Origin of the sequence: Pantoea sp. App145, from assembly GCF_047947045.1 — a bacterium.
Classification (GTDB): domain Bacteria; phylum Pseudomonadota; class Gammaproteobacteria; order Enterobacterales; family Enterobacteriaceae; genus Pantoea.
The window spans coordinates 4,195,709-4,212,285 of sequence record NZ_CP133290.1 but is presented as its reverse complement, the minus strand read 5'-3'; the positions used below and the strand labels follow the sequence as shown (position 1 = coordinate 4,212,285).

Below are 16,577 nucleotides of genomic sequence, written 5' to 3'. Positions count from 1 at the left end.
TCAAAACCCCTTACTGCGCAGACAGAATCACTGCGGCGGTCGCCAGCAGGTTCAACAGCGTCAACGGCAGACACACTTTCCAGCCGAACGACAGCACCTGGTCATAGCGTGGACGCGGAAGCGCAGCACGAATCAGGATAAACATCACCATGAAGAACGCAGTCTTAACGGCAAACCAGATGATCGGCGGCAGGAACGGCCCCTGCCAGCCACCGAAGAACAGCGTTACAATCAGCGCTGACACGGTGGTGATGGCCACGTATTCACCGACAAAGAACAGACCGAACTTCATCCCGGCGTATTCGATGTGATAACCATCGGCCAGTTCCTGCTCGGCTTCCGGCTGGTCAAACGGATGACGGTGACACACCGCAACGCCTGCGATACAGAAAGTAAGGAAGCCGAAGAATTGCGGAATGATGTTCCACAGGTGCGCCTGGCTTTCGACAATGGCATTCAGATTGAACGACCCCGCCTGCGCTACCACGCCCATCAGCGACAGACCGAGGAACACTTCGTAGCTCAGGGTCTGCGCGGAAGCACGCATCGCACCCAGCAGCGAATATTTGTTGTTACTCGACCAGCCCGCAAACAGCACCGCGTACACCGCCAGACCCGCCATCATCAGGAAGAACAGCAGACCGATATTCAGGTCAGTCACCATCCAGGTCGGCGTGACCGGCACAATTGCAAACGCCAGCAGCAGCGAAACAAACGCAATTACCGGGGCGAGGGTAAAGATGAATCGGTCGGTAAACGGCGGAATCCAGTCCTCTTTAAAGAACATTTTGATCATGTCCGCTGCCAGTTGCAGCGAACCGCCCCAACCTACACGGTTCGGTCCGTAACGGTTCTGCCATAAGCCGAGCAGACGACGCTCGGCAAAGCTCATGAAGGCACCACAACCCACCACCACCAGCAGGATGACGATGGCTTTGCCGATGCTAATCAGGATGTCAATAACGTCCGGTGTCAGCCAGCTCATTGCGCCGCCTCCTGCAGTTTGTCAATTTGCGCACCCGAGAGGAACGGCGGTACACCCGGCATACCGAGTGGCAGACCTACCTGCCCCGCCTGCAATGACGCGGAGAAACGTACCGGCAGGCGCAGGGTTTCACCAGCACACACCAGCTCCACCGCCGCACCGTTATTCACACCGAGCTTCTCAGCGTCGGCTGGGTTGATCACCAGCGTGGCCGGGGACATACGTTTCTGGAACACCGGTGAACGTTGCGTCATCTCTTCACTACCGAACAGCTGATAGTAAGGGGCCACGCGCCACTGGCTGCCACCGACAAAACTTTCCGGCACGGCACTGAACCACGGCAGTGAACCTTCTGCGGCCTCAAACAGACGCACACCCGGGTCGCCATTGCGCAGCTTACCGCCCACTTCGGCCTGGAATTTGTTCCATGCCTGTGGGGAGTTCCAGCCTGGCGCCCAGGCAAACGGAATCTGCGAACGCGCAGCATTCGGCTGGTTGTTCCCTTCCATCGAGAAGGCGAACATGGTGTCTTTATCCTGCGGCTGACGCGGTTCGTGCACGCTGATATTCGCGCGCGCCGCAGTACGGCCACTGTAACGATGCGGGGAACGCGCCAGTTTCTGACCACGAATACGGAAGCTGGCATCCGGTGCTGCATCTTTGATGCCTTTCAACTGCGGCAGTGCCGCGACGGCGGCATCAATCACATGGTCGAGCAGCGTCCAGTCAATGTGGCGACTTTCTACGGTGCTGTGCAATGAATGCAGCCAGCGCCAGCTTTCCAGCATCACCACGCTGTTGTCGTAGTAAGCCGGATCGTAAACCTGGAAGAAGCGCTGAGCGCGACCTTCATGGTTGATCGAGGTACCGTCGCTTTCGGCAAAGCTGGCGGTGGAGAACACCAGGTTGGCTTTTTCCAGCGTGGCGGTGCGTTGATGATCAACCACAATCACGTTGGCAGCCTGCGCCAGTGCCGCGTCCACCGTCGCCTTCGGCGCGTGGCGATACAGATCGTTTTCCAGCACGACCAGCGTATCGGCTTCGCCGTTGCTCAGTTGCGCCAGGGCACTATCCAGCGATGCACCGCCCATCAAGCCAAGGCCGATGCTGTTAGCGGCGGATGCCAGCAGGGTGATGCCGACATCCGCACCACGCGCTTTCAGCGCTTTAGCCACGTTGGCGGCCGCTTCAATCATTGCGGTGCTGCCAGAGTGAGTACCGGAGATAATCAGCGGCTTTTTCGCCCCGGTCAGCGCCTGTACCACCACATCCAGCTTACCGTTCAGCGTCTTGTCAAAATCGCCAACCGCTGGCGCGCTTTCATCCAGCGCATGCGCGATAGCAAAACCGAGACGCGCCTGATCTTCCACCGGAGCGCGATAGCTCCACGCGGCGATATCATCCAGACGGGTTTCATCGACGTTGGTCACGAACAGCGGGTGTTTGGCGTGTTGTCCGATGTTGAGGATCGCCGCGATTTGCCAGTCAGCCACTTTCTGTGCGGCGGCCATTTCGCGTGCTTTACCCTTCACCGCCTGACGCACGGACAGTGCCACGCGCGCACCAACCTGAGTCAGATCTTCGCCCAGCACCAGCACCGCATCGTAGCTTTCAATCTCACGCAGAGACGGGGTATAGATACCGCCTTCGCGCAGCACTTTGAGCATCAGTTCCAGACGCGCCTGCTCGCCCGCTGGCATACCGGTGGAGAAGTTATCCGCTCCCACCAGCTCGCGCAGGGCAAAGTTACTTTCGATGCTGGCACGCGGAGAGCCAATCCCGATGACTTTTTTCGCCTGACGCAACACATCTGCCGCTGCGTTCACAGCCTGCTCAGCATTCAGGGTGACCCAGTCATTGCCACGCAGCTGTACCGGATGGCGCGGACGGTCCTTCAGGTTGACGTAACCGTAACCAAAGCGACCACGGTCACACAGGAAGTAGTGGTTTACCGTGCCGTTATAACGGTTTTCGATACGACGTAATTCGCCGTAACGCTCACCGGGGCTGGTGTTACAACCGACGCTGCATTGCTGGCAGATGCTCGGCGCAAACTGCATATCCCACTTACGGTTATAACGCTCGGAGTGGGTTTTATCGGTGAAGACCCCGGTCGGACAGATTTCTACCAGGTTACCGGAGAATTCGCTTTCCAGCGTGCCATCTTCCGGACGACCAAAGTAGACGTTGTCATGCGCGCCATACACGCCAAGGTCGGTGCCATCGGCGTAATCTTTGTAGTAACGCACACAGCGATAACAGGCGATGCAGCGGTTCATTTCATGAGAAATGAACGGGCCGAGGTCCTGATTCTGGTGAGTACGTTTGGTGAAGCGATAGCGACGGAAGCTGTGGCCCGTCATTACCGTCATATCCTGCAGGTGGCAGTTACCGCCCTCTTCGCACACCGGACAGTCATGCGGGTGGTTGGTCATCAGCCATTCCACCACGCTTTCACGAAACTCTTTCGCTTCGCCATCGTCGATGGAAATAAAGGTGCCGTCCGATGCGGGCGTCATGCATGACATGACAAGGCGACCGCGGGTATCTTCGGCATTCTGGAATTGCTTTACCGCGCACTGGCGACAGGCACCCACGCTTCCCAGCGCCGGATGCCAGCAAAAATAAGGAATATCAAGGCCCAGAGACAGACAAGCCTGTAGCAGGTTGTCCGACCCGTTCACTTCATACTCTTTACCGTCTACATGGATAGTAGCCATAGTGAATATGCTTCCGTAAGGCCCGTCCGGGGACGAGCGTTAAACATCTATTTCTTTCCCCACGCGAGGCAATCGCGCCGGGTAATCCGTGTACGGCGGCTGATTACCAGCGCGCTTTCAGCAGGTTCGGCTGGATACCGCCGATGGCTCGGGTATTGCCAAATACCTGCGGCGCAATGCCGGCTTCAAACTCTTCACGGAAATATTTAATAGCACTCTGCAATGGCTCTACCGCACCAGGCGCATGGGCACAGAAGGTTTTACCTGGGCCAAGCTGGCGACAAAGCTGTTGCAGGGTTTCGATATCACCCGGCTGGCCTTGTTTCTGTTCCAGCGCACGCAGGATCTTCACGCTCCACGGCAGACCATCACGGCATGGCGTACACCAGCCGCAGGATTCGCGGGCAAAGAACTCTTCCAGATTGCGCACCAGCGACACCATGTTGATCTCATGGTCAACCGCCATCGCCAGCGCGGTCCCCAGACGGCTACCGGCTTTACCAATGCTGGCAAATTCCATCGGCAGGTCGAGGTGTTGATCGGTGAGAAAGTCAGTGCCTGCGCCGCCCGGTTGCCAGGCTTTGAACTTCAGGCCATCGCGCATGCCACCGGCATAATCTTCCAGAATCTCACGTGCGGTGATACCGAACGGCAGCTCCCAGACCCCCGGGTTTTTCACGCGGCCCGAGAAGCCCATCATTTTGGTGCCGGTATCGTCACTTTTGGAGATGTTCTTGTACCACTCCACCCCATTGAGGAAGATGGCCGGTACGTTCGACAGCGTCTCAACGTTATTAACACAGGTCGGTTTGCCCCAGACGCCGGCACTGGCCGGGAACGGTGGCTTGGAACGCGGGTTAGCGCGACGCCCTTCCAGTGAGTTAATTAACGCGGTTTCTTCACCACAAATGTAGCGACCCGCCCCGGTATGCACGATCAGCTCGAAATCAAAACCGGTGCCGAGAATGTTTTTGCCGAGAAATCCGGCTTCGGTGGCTTCAGCGATTGCTTTGCGCAGATGCACCGCCGCCTCGATATATTCACCGCGCAGGAAGATGTAGCCACGGTAGGCTTTCAGTGCAAAGGCGCTGATCAGCATCCCTTCCACCAGCTGGTGCGGCAGTTGCTCCATCAGCAGGCGGTCTTTATAAGTACCTGGTTCCATCTCATCGGCGTTACACAGCAGGTAACGGATGTTCATGGATTCGTCTTTCGGCATCAGGCTCCATTTCAGGCCGGTGTTAAAGCCTGCACCACCACGGCCTTTCAGACCGGAGTCTTTCACCGCTGCGACGATTTCGTCCTGACTCATGCCTTTCAGCGCTTTTTCCGCGCCAACGTAACCGTTTTTGCTGCGATATTCGTCAATCCATACCGGCTGTTTGTCATCGCGCAGACGCCAGGTCAGTGGATGCGTTTCCGCAGTACGAATGATCTGTTTGATAGTCATTGATACTGCTCCAGTAAGTTGGCAATACCTTCCGGCGTCAGATGAACATGGGTATCTTCATCCACCATCATGGTCGGGCCTTTATCGCAGTTACCCAGGCAGCAGGTCGGCAGCAACGTAAAGCGGCCATCCGGCGTCGTCTGGCCCGGTTTGATGTGCAGGTTTTGTTCTAACGCGGCCTGAATTCCCTGATAACCAGTGATATGGCACACCACGCTATCGCAGTAGCGAATCACATGACGCCCAACCGGCTGGCGATAGATCTGGCTATAGAATGTCGCCACACCTTCTACGTCACTGGCCGGAATACCGAGCACGTCGGCAATGGCGTGAATTGCGCCGTCAGGCACCCAGCCACGCTGTTTCTGCACGATCTTCAGCGCTTCAATGGAAGCCGCACGCGCATCTTCGTAATGGTGTTTTTCGTGCTCAATCGCGTGGTGTTCTGCCTCGCTCAGCACAAAGACCTCATTCGGGTCGATCGTTTGGATGGCAATTTTTTGATCGTGCATAATTAGCGGTCCACGTCTGACATAACAAAATCGATACTACCGAGGTAAACGATCAGATCGGATACCAGGCTGCCACGGATCACCGAAGGGATCTGTTGCAGATGCGGGAAGCTCGGCGTACGCACGCGGGTGCGGTAGCTCATGGTGCTGCCATCGCTGGTCAGGTAGTAACTGTTGATCCCTTTGGTCGCCTCGATCATCTGGAAGGATTCGTTGGCCGGCATTACCGGGCCCCAGGAAACCTGCAGGAAGTGAGTGATCAGGGTTTCGATGTGTTGCAGCGTGCGCTCTTTCGGCGGCGGCGTGGTTAGCGGGTGATCCGCTTTGAACGGCCCTTCCGGCATATTTTTCAGGCACTGCTCCAGAATGCGCAGCGACTGCCACATCTCTTCCATTTTCAGCATCACGCGGGTGTAGGCATCGCTGATCCCGGCACCGACCGGAATCTCGAAATCGAAATTCTCGTAACCTGAATACGGACGCCATTTACGCACGTCAAAATCAAGACCCGTGGCGCGCAGACCGGCACCGGTGGTGCCCCACGCCAGTGCTTCGTCCATGTTGTACGCGGCAACGCCCTGAGAACGGCCCATCAGCACGCGGTTGCGCAGCGCTGCTTTGTCGTACTCTTTCAGACGTTTTGGCATCCAGTCGAGGAATTCACGCAGCAGACGTTCCCAGCCTTTCGGCAGATCGTGCGCCACACCACCAATACGGAACCATGCCGGGTGCATACGGAAACCGGTAATGGCTTCGACCACATCATAGATTTTCTGGCGATCGGTAAAGGCGAAGAACACCGGCGTCATAGCACCGACGTCCTGAATAAAGGTAGAGATGTACAGCAGATGGCTGTTGATGCGGAACAGTTCCGACAGCATCACGCGAATCACATTGACGCGATCCGGAACGGTGATACCCGCCAGTTTTTCCACCGCCAGCACATACGGCATTTCGTTAACGCAACCACCGAGATACTCGATACGGTCGGTATACGGAATGTAGCTGTGCCAGGACTGGCGCTCACCCATCTTCTCGGCACCGCGGTGGTGATAACCAACATCCGGCACGCAGTCGACGATCTCTTCGCCATCCAGTTGCAGAATGATACGGAACGCACCGTGGGCAGACGGGTGGTTTGGACCGAGGTTAAGGAACATAAAGTCCTCGTTGGCGGTGCTGCGCTTCATCCCCCAGTCTTCGGGTTTGAAGGTCAGCGACTCCATTTCGAGGTCTTCTTTTTGTTTGGTCAGCGTGAAGGGATCAAATTCGGTCGCACGCGCCGGATAATCCTTGCGCAACGGATGCCCTTCCCACGTTTGCGGCATCATGATGCGCGTCAGGTGCGGGTGACCATCAAAGGTCATGCCAAACATTTCCCAGGTTTCGCGCTCATACCAGTTGGCATTGGCAAAAATTTTGGTGATGGTCGGCAGACGCATATCGTTTTCAGACAACGCGACTTTGAGCATGATGTCGCGATTGCGTTCAATCGATAGCAGATGATAGAAAACGGAAAAATCCGCGGCAGGCAGACCCGCGCGGTTGGTACGTAAACGCTCGTCCATGCCATGCAAATCATACAGCATGACGTAAGGCTTCGGCAGTTTGCGCAGGAATTCGACAATTTCCAGCAATTGTTCACGCTTCACCCACACCACCGGAATACCGGTGCGGGTGGCCTGAACGGTAAAGGCATCCGGCCCAAAACGGTTACGCAGCTCGCCGATCACCGGGTCGTCCAGGTGATCCCGGGTTTGCCATGCAGGCTGAGCGAGATCTTGCGTGGTTAAATCTGTCATACGTTACTCACCATTCCGGCCTGTTATCAGGCACTCAAAAGAAGGCGTCAGGATGGCGGCACACATTAAATTGTGGTGTTCTGCTGCGGCCGTGGCTCCATCCGTGTACGGGTAGCTTAAACTTCGTCGGGTGTTCTCAGGTTGGTGACGGCGATACGGTCACCGCGTTTTCTTTCGCGTTCTGATTGCATATTCGCGCGATAAACGCCCTGATCCCCCACCACCCACGAGAGCGGACGACGCTCTTTGCCGATGGATTCGCGTAACAGCAGCAGCGCCTGCATATAAGCTTCCGGACGCGGCGGGCAACCTGGGATATACACATCCACTGGCAGGAATTTATCTACGCCCTGTACCACCGAATAGATGTCATACATGCCGCCGGAGTTGGCACAGGCCCCCATTGATATGACCCATTTGGGTTCGAGCATCTGGTCATACAGACGCTGAATCACCGGGGCCATTTTGGTAAACGGCGTACCGGCAATCACCATGAAGTCAGCCTGACGCGGTGAGGCGCGCATAACTTCCGCACCAAAACGCGCCACGTCATGCACCGCAGTGAATGACGTGGTCATCTCCACGTAGCAACAGGAAAGGCCGAAGTTGTACGGCCAGAGAGAGTTTTTACGACCCCAGTTCACCATGTCGTGCAGGGCATTTTCGAGTTTGCCCATATAGACGCTGCGGTGAACGTGCTGCTCCAGAGGATCAGCGACGATCTCCTGTTTTTGCAGCGGATAGCGATCGTTATCGCCCCCATTCGGGTCTACGCGTGTCAGCGTGTAGTCCATCTTATTGCCTCGCTTTTACTGCTTTTGAGGATTGGTGTGGCTGTGACTGACCGGGCTTGACTTGACCACCACGCGACGACGCGCCGGTGCCCAATCCAGCGCACCGATGCGAACCAGGTAAACCAGGCCTGCCAGTAGCACCAAAATGAAAATTGCGGCTTCGACAAAGCCGACCCAGCCACTTTCGCGGATGGAAGTCGACCATGCGTATAAAAAGAGGGCTTCGACGTCGAAAATCACGAAGAACATCGCAACCAGATAGAATTTTGCAGAGAGGCGAATATGGGTATCACCGACCGAATCGATACCCGATTCAAACGGGGTGTTCTTGTAACGCGCGCGGGCACGACCACCTAACAACCAGCCACCGGTCAACATAAAGGCGCAAAGACCGAACGCGAGAACAATGAAAACAATAAATGCCCAGTGATGAGCGATCACTTCTGTGGTTGTTGACATACTCTTTGCTTACTCATCAAAAGTGGCGATGGCATCCTGCACATTCGCAGCAAACGCACCACATCGATTCAAGGGAAGGATAAAAAACCTTATAAACTTTGCTGTCATTAGCAATTAAGCAGCAATTTTATGGGGTTTTTTACTCCTTTCTATAACCTTTTGTCAACTTTGACAAAAGTATCCAAACATTATTTTACATCCGCAGCATATTATTAACATACAAGGCCCGTTGCGCCAGCTAAATCGCTTCAGTTTGTGAGGTTACTTTCAGTGTAGCGGGTATTCACATGCATGGATCGTGCATTTAACAATCATATTTTGACAGGAATTAACCGGATTTCCTTGTCCTTTTCAGGGCTATTTTCTTGATCCAGGACACATAACAATGCTTTTTGCTGTAAAAAGAGACAATTCTTGCTGACAGATGCCCAGGGAAAGATGGCACGAAATGAGAAAATCGTTCCACTTCAGATGAAAATGGAACGCATTTCATTTTTTCAGGCGGGGGGAAATTTATTGCAGGCTTGTCAGCATCAGAATGGCAGAGATAAATGACATAAAAAAAGCCTTAGCAGAAAAAAATCATGCTAAGGCTTATTTATCTAAGTTTTAACAATTGCCTGGTATTCTATTTGAGAATGATTACCCGCGCAGATTGTGCTTACTCTTCGTCGTCCAGCAACAGTGTGCCGTCCGGATTTGCACTCAGATTGTACGGATCATTAGTGGACTGCATAGCATTGAAGATGGCCAGCGCCAGTTCATTATCGCTGTCCGGATTACGACACAGCAGATATTGGGTATCCGGCAGAACAGGCAAGCCTTCAGCAGCACCCATCACACGCAGTTCCGGGCTCATCATTTCCACCGGACGCGCGGTAACGCCAAGACCGGCTTTTACTGCCGCACGGACTGCCGCCAGTGTCGAGGCCACATAGGAAATACGCCACGGAATACCCGCTTCGTTCAGATGATCAATTGCCATGTCGCGGTACGGGCTTGGTTCATCCAGCAGCACCAGTGGAATCGCTTCACCGCGCTGGAAGATGTAATCAGCCGCACAATACCACAGGGTCGGCGAGGTACGCAGAACCTGGTGGGTAAAGCTACCCGGACTGGAAGTGGTGACCACCAAATCCACTTCTCCCTGGTTCAGCATTTCCATCATAAATGGATTACGCTTCACGCGGACATCAATCGCCAGCTTCGGATAAACCGAGGTCACACGATTGAGCAGGAAAGGCAGAATGGTATCTGAGGTGTCGTCAGAAGCGCCAATGGTCAGCACGCCCTGAATATTGCTATACATCAGAGAGGTACAAGCTTCGTCATTGAAACGAAGGATTTTTCTGGCGTAGCCCAGCAGTTGGATGCCATGCTCCGTCAGTAATTTATTACGTCCATGTCTGGCAAACAGCTCTTTACCTACCAATTGTTCCAGACGCTGCATCTGCTGGCTTACTGCTGATTGCGTTCTGCACACGGCCGCAGCCGCAGCCGCAAAAGTGTTCAGGTCAGCAACGGCGACGAAAGTTCTCAGCAGATCGAGGTCGAGATTCAGTATCGGACGATTTGCATTAGTCATGTTTTTTCTTCACTTATAAGATTTTTTACAAACTACTACCCTGGTGTATTACCTTACTTATCATTGGGATAAGAGGTAATGGTGCTTAATGACAGTCCTGTGTGGAGACTGTCATGAAAAAACTGGGTCAGGCGGATTCCAACGATTACGTCACTCTGAAAACAGAGCAGCGGCGTCACAAAGACAGAACAACTTCTCGGGCCGAAAGCGTAAATCGCGCAAATGCAGGAAGCTGTGTAGTTGCCTGGTTTCCCGCCAAAAGTGTGCGCGGGTCAAAAAATGATAACTGTATGTTATGGTGATGCGAAGAGGTAAAGTGCATCAAATAATAAATTATACTTAATCATTTTTGCGCCAGAAATGGAAATGTTTTTGTTAGAAAGCTCGTAATTTTTGACCTGTCCCCTTTTCCCGCACATCCTGCCACAAAGCTGTTCATTTTTTAAGCCCCCCTGGTTCCGAAACTTCATAGGGAAAGCTTAAGTTTCAGCGCAAATGCTATTTAATACAGACTACGGACACCGCCCTGCTGCCGATAGTTCTCTGATTCTGTCTCTGAAACTGAATGAGAATCGGGGACAGTTTCTGACGCCAGCGGACAATAAACTGGCAATGACTAATTATTCGACTTCCTACAAGGATTCTTTAACTATTTCATTACGTCGCTAACGATTCAATGCGACAGTTGTGAATAAAAATATACGCAATCCCCTTCTTTACGTCTGGATTAAGGAGTTTACAGCTCCCCGCCCCCCTGTCAGCATTAAATATCAACCCTGGTAACTTTACTGGATAATTCAACCAGATTAATCAGTGTAAAATGCCTTTTCAGCCAGTATCAGCATAAAAAATTGCCAAACTCGCCAAAACCTTTCGTTACCCTTCTTTTGTTCCGGGGAGAGGAGTAAATTGGGCGGGTTTGTTTTTTGAGGCAGGTTAAATGGACTCTGCCCGTTAAGGCGGTAGCGATGAATTTTCAAATTGATAAATCCGGCAAGCTGGATAATGTCTGTTATGACATCCGTGGCCCGGTACTGAAAGAGGCGAAACGTCTCGAAGAAGAAGGCAACAAAGTTCTCAAACTCAACATTGGCAACCCTGCCCCGTTTGGTTTTGAAGCCCCCGATGAAATCCTGGTTGATGTCATCCGCAACCTGCCCAGTGCCCAGGGATATTGTGACTCCAAAGGTCTCTATTCAGCGCGCAAAGCAATCATGCAGCATTATCAGGCGCGCGACATGCGCGATATGACGGTTGAAGACATCTATATCGGTAACGGTGTTTCGGAACTGATTGTGCAGGCCATGCAGGCGCTGCTGAACAGCGGTGATGAAATGCTGGTACCTGCACCGGATTACCCGTTGTGGACCGCCGCCGTCTCCCTTTCCAGTGGTAAAGCGGTACATTATCTGTGTGATGAATCCGCCGGCTGGTTCCCGGACCTGGATGATATCCGCAGCAAAATCACCCCGCGCACGCGCGGCATCGTGATTATCAACCCGAACAACCCCACCGGTGCGGTGTACAGCAAAGAATTGCTGATGGAAATCGTTGAGATTGCCCGCCAGCATAACCTGATCATCTTTGCCGATGAGATTTACGACAAAATCCTGTATGACGAAGCGCAGCATCATTCTATTGCCGCGCTGGCACCCGATCTGTTGACCGTTACCTTTAACGGCCTGTCAAAAACCTATCGCGTTGCCGGTTTCCGTCAGGGCTGGATGGTGCTGAACGGTCCGAAGAAACACGCGAAAGGCTACATTGAAGGTCTGGAAATGCTGGCCTCAATGCGTTTGTGTGCCAACGTACCCGCACAACACGCGATTCAGACCGCGCTGGGTGGCTATCAGAGTATCAGTGAATTTATCGTGCCTGGCGGCCGCCTTTATGAGCAACGCCAGCGCGCCTGGGAATTGATTAATGACATCCCGGGCGTCAGCTGCGTCAAGCCGCAGGGTGCGCTCTATATGTTCCCGCGCATTGATGCGAAGAAATTCAATCTGTTCGACGATCAGAAAATGGTGCTTGATTTCCTGCTCCAGGAAAAAGTGCTGCTGGTGCAGGGTACCGCGTTCAACTGGCCATGGCCGGATCACGTGCGCATCGTTACCCTGCCCCGCGTTGACGATCTGGAAATGGCCATCACCAAGTTTGGTCGCTTCCTGCAAGGGTATCGTCAGTAGCGTCACACGCGTATAGTGAGTGTATTTCGGGGAGAGGCTTCTCTCCCCGCCGTCCGATCAGGAACTGCTCATGACCCGTAGCCACTTTTTCGCCCATCTCTCCCGTCTTAAACTGATCAACCGCTGGCCACTGATGCGTAACGTACGCACCGAGAATGTCTCTGAGCACAGCCTGCAGGTCGCCATGGTCGCCCATGTGCTGGCCGTGATTAAAAACAAAAAATTCAACGGCAATCTGAATGCCGATCGCATTGCCATGCTGGCGCTTTATCATGATGCCAGTGAAGTGCTGACCGGCGATCTACCGACCCCGGTGAAGTATTACAATGCGCAAATTGCCCATGAATACAAAAAGATCGAGAAGATAGCCCAACACAAACTGATTGAAATGCTCCCGGCGGAACTGCAGGAAGAGTTTCGTCCGTTGCTGGATGAGCATCTGCATAGCGAAGCGGAACAGGCAGTGGTGAAGCAGGCCGATGCCCTGTGTGCGTATGTCAAATGCCTTGAAGAACTGTCTGCCGGTAACAATGAGTTTTTGCTGGCAAAAGCGCGTCTGGAAAAAACGCTGGCCCAACGCCGTTCTCCGGAAATGGATTATTTTGTTGAGGTTTTCATCCCCAGCTTCAGCCTGTCGCTGGATGAAATTTCGCAGGATACGCCGCTGTAGCGGCGCGATTTATCGCGCGTCTTTTAAAAACAGCGCGATAAATCGTGCCGCTACAAATTATGCTTGCAGCGACAGGGTAAAACCGCCCTTGCCGTCACCGGTCACTACCAGGGCTTCCAGCGTGGTAAGCGCAAAAGTTACCTCGTCAAGACGCGGAGTATCTTTCGGCGCATTCACCGCAATCACCGCACTGCCCGCATTCAGTCCGGCCAGCACGCCAGCGGGGGCATCTTCCACCACCACGCATTCGGCAGCTGCCAGTCCCAGCTTTTCTGCCCCCAACAAATAGGCATCCGGTTCCGGCTTGCCGCGTTTTACATTCTCGGCGGTGATAAACACGGCAGGTGCAGGCAATCCGGCGGCTTTGTGACGCGCATGGGCAACCGGGACTGAACCTGACGTGACAATCGCCCACGGAATTTGCAGCTCGTTGAGTGTCGCCAGCAGTGCCTGTGCACCCGGCAAAGCACACACCCCGTCAGTATCTTCCGCTTCGATACGCTCCAGACGCAAAAACTCCGCCTGAATCGCCTCCTCGCTCTGGCCCGCCATAAAATGGCGCAGCGAGGTAATTGCCTGTTTACCATGAATGAAGCTCAGGATTTCTTCCGCCGCAAAACCATGACGTTCACCCCATTGGGTCCACGCGCGCTCAACAGCAGGCAGCGAATCCACCAGCGTGCCATCTAAATCAAACAGAAAACCCCTGTACTTCACTCGATGCTCCTTCTTCAGGCATTAAGGATTTGCGCGATCTCGTTCGCGCTCAAATGATACTGACGCGGACAAGTGTGCCACACCGCCAGCATACGTTGGTATTTTTCCCACATCGGCGTTTGGGCATTAAACCCGTGGGTGCCGGAATCAAAGTGGGTGTAGCGCCCTTCGGTATTGACCATAAAACGCACATAGCCGAGGTAGCGTGCTTCCGTGGCGGCGTCAAAACCGAGAAAGGCCAGACGACGTTCCTCAATCAGCGCGGAATCTTTGAGATTGGACCAGGAAACATGCAGCGCGTGGTGCATCTCCATAATATCGATCAGGGTGCGACAGGTGTCTTCGCTCAGCTCGCCGAACTCTTTATCCAGTTCGCGTAACTGCAGGCCATAGCCACGTTCAATGATGGTCTGATAACGGCGGTAACGTTCAGCGTTGTCCGGCTCCAGCATCGCCATCATTTTGTACTGATTCGACAGGATGAGCCGCTGTGCGTGGGTCATTTCCATGGTTGTTCTCCCGGGGCATCAATTTAGGTATAGAGAAATGATTGCACAAGGGAACAGATGCGGGTATGTCCGCACCACTTTTCTTTGATTTGAACCGGGATCAGCGGCGAATTCTGTCCCGGCGGGAAACGTTTATCGATCAAAGATCGTCAAGGAAGGTCCGATCCAGCTGTTTAAATGCCCGTTTCAGCACATCGGCCAGTGCCTGGTAGGTCGGTTTACCTTCGACCGGCGCAATCGCCTGTCCGGCTTCTTCCAGTTTGGCGCGGACCTCATGGAACCATTGCAGTAAAGAAGGTGGCAACGGTGTCATCGAGCGTTTACCCAGCCACCATAAACCCTGCATCGGCAGGCTACAGGCAAACAATGCCGTCGCCACCGCTGGCCCCAGCTGTCCCCCCATGGCGATCTGCCACGTCAGGGTAAAAATTGCCAGGGGAGGCATAAAGCGAATGGAAAAACGTGTCGCCGTCACCACACGATTTTCAGGAAACACCGGAGCCAGGCGTTTATCGGCTGGCCAGGTCTTCATGTAATGCTGGCCGCGCTGAAATAAGCCGAACCAGCCTGGATTACCTGTATCATTCGCCATGGTAGACCTCAACTATTACTGCAAGATTTAAAATAAACTGACAACCACACAACTTTACGTGACATCCTTCAAAAGTTTTTGTCTTTAAGGGTGACACTGGGTATTCTGACGCCGTTTTAGCAACATTACCGGAAGCTTCTGCTCAATAAAAGCGCAGTTTAGAGCCATGTTTCGCTAAGCTGATTTAAAAAAATCGCGTAAAATTACCAAAATTTTTTTGCGGATCGGTCTCTTTTTGACTACCGCATGATGTTAATCATTAATTTACCAGCTTTCATGAACTACGCTGTTAGTCTGATTGCGTTATTTCTCGCCACTATTTAACCAATAGGTACTTCCATGTCGACGAAGTTAGTTCTGGTTCTGAACTGCGGCAGCTCCTCACTCAAGTTTGCCATCCTCAACCCCGCCAACGGCGACGAATTCCTCTCCGGTCTGGCTGAATGCTTCCACCTGCCTGAAGCGCGTATTAAATGGAAACTCGAGGGTAGCAAACAGGAAGCCCCTCTGGGCGCGGGCGCAGCGCACAGCGAAGCCCTCAACTTCATTGTTAAAACTATTCTGGCACAAAAACCAGAGCTTTCGGCACAAATCGCTGCAATCGGCCATCGTATCGTTCATGGCGGCGAACAGCTGACGAAATCTGTCGTGATTGATGAGTCCGTTATTCAGGGCATTAAAGATGCTTCTTCATTTGCTCCGCTGCACAATCCGGCACATCTGATCGGTATCGACGAAGCAATGAAAAATTTCCCGCACCTTTCAGATAAGAATGTGGCGGTTTTTGATACAGCATTCCATCAGACAATGCCTGAAGAATCGTATCTCTACGCTCTGCCGTATAAATTGTATAAAGAACACGGCGTACGTCGCTATGGTGCCCACGGTACCAGCCACTACTACGTGACCCAGGAAGCGGCAAAAATGCTGGGTAAACCGGTAGAAGAGCTGAACGTCATCACCTGCCACCTGGGCAACGGCGGTTCTGTTTCTGCCATTCGTAACGGCATTTGCGTCGATACCTCAATGGGTCTGACGCCACTGGAAGGTCTGGTGATGGGCACCCGCAGCGGTGACATCGATCCGGCCATCGTCTTCTTCCTGCATGACACCCTCGGCATGAGCGTTGATGCCATCAACAAACTGCTGACCAAAGAGTCTGGCCTGCTGGGTCTGACCGAAGTGACCAGCGACTGCCGCTACGTGGAAGATAACTACACCACCAAAGAAGATGCCAAACGCGCCATGGACGTGTTCTGCCATCGCCTGGCGAAGTACATCGGCGGCTACACCTCGCTGATGGAAGGCCGTCTGGATGCGGTAGTCTTCACCGGCGGTATCGGTGAAAATGCCGCGATGGTGCGTGAGCTGTCACTGCAAAAACTCGGCCTGCTGGGCTTTGAAGTGGACCACGAACGTAACCTGGCGGCGCGTTTCGGTAAATCCGGCTTCATTAATAAAGAAGGCACCCGCCCAGCGGTGGTGATCCCCACCAACGAAGAGTTGGTCATCGCCCAGGACGCCGCGCGTCTCACCGCGTAAAGGCTTCTCTCCGTCAGCTCAGGCTGACGGAGTTGTTTTTGACACCCTGCAACA

General features: G+C 53.6%; 14 protein-coding genes. 3 read left to right on the top strand and 11 right to left on the bottom strand.

From position 1 onward, the window contains the following. Positions 1-10: 10 nt before the first annotated feature. The 8 genes from nuoH to lrhA form a co-directional block, all read right to left on the bottom strand. Entirely contained in the window at positions 11-985 is a 975-nt protein-coding gene (gene nuoH, locus RCF31_RS19515) for an NADH-quinone oxidoreductase subunit NuoH (RefSeq protein ID WP_313688941.1), read from the bottom strand. Further along, positions 982-3,705 (bottom strand): NADH-quinone oxidoreductase subunit NuoG, encoded by a 2,724-nt coding sequence (gene nuoG, locus RCF31_RS19510; protein WP_416412020.1) that lies wholly within the window; start codon positions 3,703-3,705, stop codon positions 982-984. Before nuoG ends, nuoH begins: the two co-directional genes overlap by 4 nt. Before the next feature lie 103 nt (positions 3,706-3,808). Beyond that, on the bottom strand, positions 3,809-5,149 hold the full coding sequence (nuoF, locus tag RCF31_RS19505) for an NADH-quinone oxidoreductase subunit NuoF (RefSeq protein WP_208617319.1): 1,341 nt from the start codon (positions 5,147-5,149) through the stop codon (positions 3,809-3,811). A gap of 2 nt (positions 5,150-5,151) precedes the next feature. After that, positions 5,152-5,667, bottom strand: a complete 516-nt coding sequence (gene nuoE, locus RCF31_RS19500) for an NADH-quinone oxidoreductase subunit NuoE (RefSeq protein WP_416412019.1) — start codon at positions 5,665-5,667, stop codon at positions 5,152-5,154. A 2-nt stretch (positions 5,668-5,669) separates the two neighbouring features. Then, the gene (gene nuoC, locus RCF31_RS19495; protein ID WP_084876119.1) at positions 5,670-7,469 is read right to left on the bottom strand and encodes an NADH-quinone oxidoreductase subunit C/D; all 1,800 of its coding nucleotides are present in this window, start codon (positions 7,467-7,469) and stop codon (positions 5,670-5,672) included. A gap of 116 nt (positions 7,470-7,585) precedes the next feature. After that, positions 7,586-8,263: a NuoB/complex I 20 kDa subunit family protein gene (locus tag RCF31_RS19490; protein WP_084876120.1), complete on the bottom strand. Its 678-nt coding sequence runs from the start codon at positions 8,261-8,263 to the stop codon at positions 7,586-7,588. Positions 8,264-8,278: 15 nt separating this feature from the next. Further along, the gene (locus tag RCF31_RS19485) at positions 8,279-8,722 is read right to left on the bottom strand and encodes an NADH-quinone oxidoreductase subunit A (protein WP_084876121.1); all 444 of its coding nucleotides are present in this window, start codon (positions 8,720-8,722) and stop codon (positions 8,279-8,281) included. Positions 8,723-9,383: 661 nt separating this feature from the next. Beyond that, positions 9,384-10,307, bottom strand: a complete 924-nt coding sequence (gene lrhA / locus RCF31_RS19480) for a transcriptional regulator LrhA (RefSeq protein WP_033791641.1) — start codon at positions 10,305-10,307, stop codon at positions 9,384-9,386. A gap of 968 nt (positions 10,308-11,275) precedes the next feature. Between lrhA and RCF31_RS19475 the strand changes: the two genes are divergently transcribed. Next, positions 11,276-12,493 (top strand): pyridoxal phosphate-dependent aminotransferase, encoded by a 1,218-nt coding sequence (locus tag RCF31_RS19475; protein WP_084876123.1) that lies wholly within the window; start codon positions 11,276-11,278, stop codon positions 12,491-12,493. A 70-nt stretch (positions 12,494-12,563) separates the two neighbouring features. Then, positions 12,564-13,163: a 5'-deoxynucleotidase gene (gene yfbR / locus RCF31_RS19470; RefSeq protein WP_299445317.1), complete on the top strand. Its 600-nt coding sequence runs from the start codon at positions 12,564-12,566 to the stop codon at positions 13,161-13,163. A gap of 57 nt (positions 13,164-13,220) precedes the next feature. On the opposite strand, the gene RCF31_RS19465 is transcribed toward yfbR, so the two are convergent. The 3 genes from RCF31_RS19465 to yfbV form a co-directional block, all read right to left on the bottom strand. Continuing rightward, positions 13,221-13,880 carry a sugar phosphatase gene (locus RCF31_RS19465; RefSeq protein WP_416412018.1) on the bottom strand — a complete coding sequence of 220 codons (660 nt, stop codon included), beginning with the start codon at positions 13,878-13,880 and terminating at the stop codon, positions 13,221-13,223. A gap of 14 nt (positions 13,881-13,894) precedes the next feature. Beyond that, the gene (locus tag RCF31_RS19460) at positions 13,895-14,389 is read right to left on the bottom strand and encodes a YfbU family protein (RefSeq protein WP_084876126.1); all 495 of its coding nucleotides are present in this window, start codon (positions 14,387-14,389) and stop codon (positions 13,895-13,897) included. Positions 14,390-14,528: 139 nt separating this feature from the next. Next, complete coding sequence (gene yfbV / locus RCF31_RS19455; protein ID WP_084876127.1) at positions 14,529-14,981, bottom strand: terminus macrodomain insulation protein YfbV; 453 nt, start codon at positions 14,979-14,981, stop codon at positions 14,529-14,531. A 339-nt stretch (positions 14,982-15,320) separates the two neighbouring features. Here yfbV and ackA point away from each other — a divergent pair, with 339 nt between their 5' ends. Next, entirely contained in the window at positions 15,321-16,523 is a 1,203-nt protein-coding gene (gene ackA / locus RCF31_RS19450; protein WP_299445312.1) for an acetate kinase, read from the top strand. Positions 16,524-16,577: the final 54 nt, after the last annotated feature.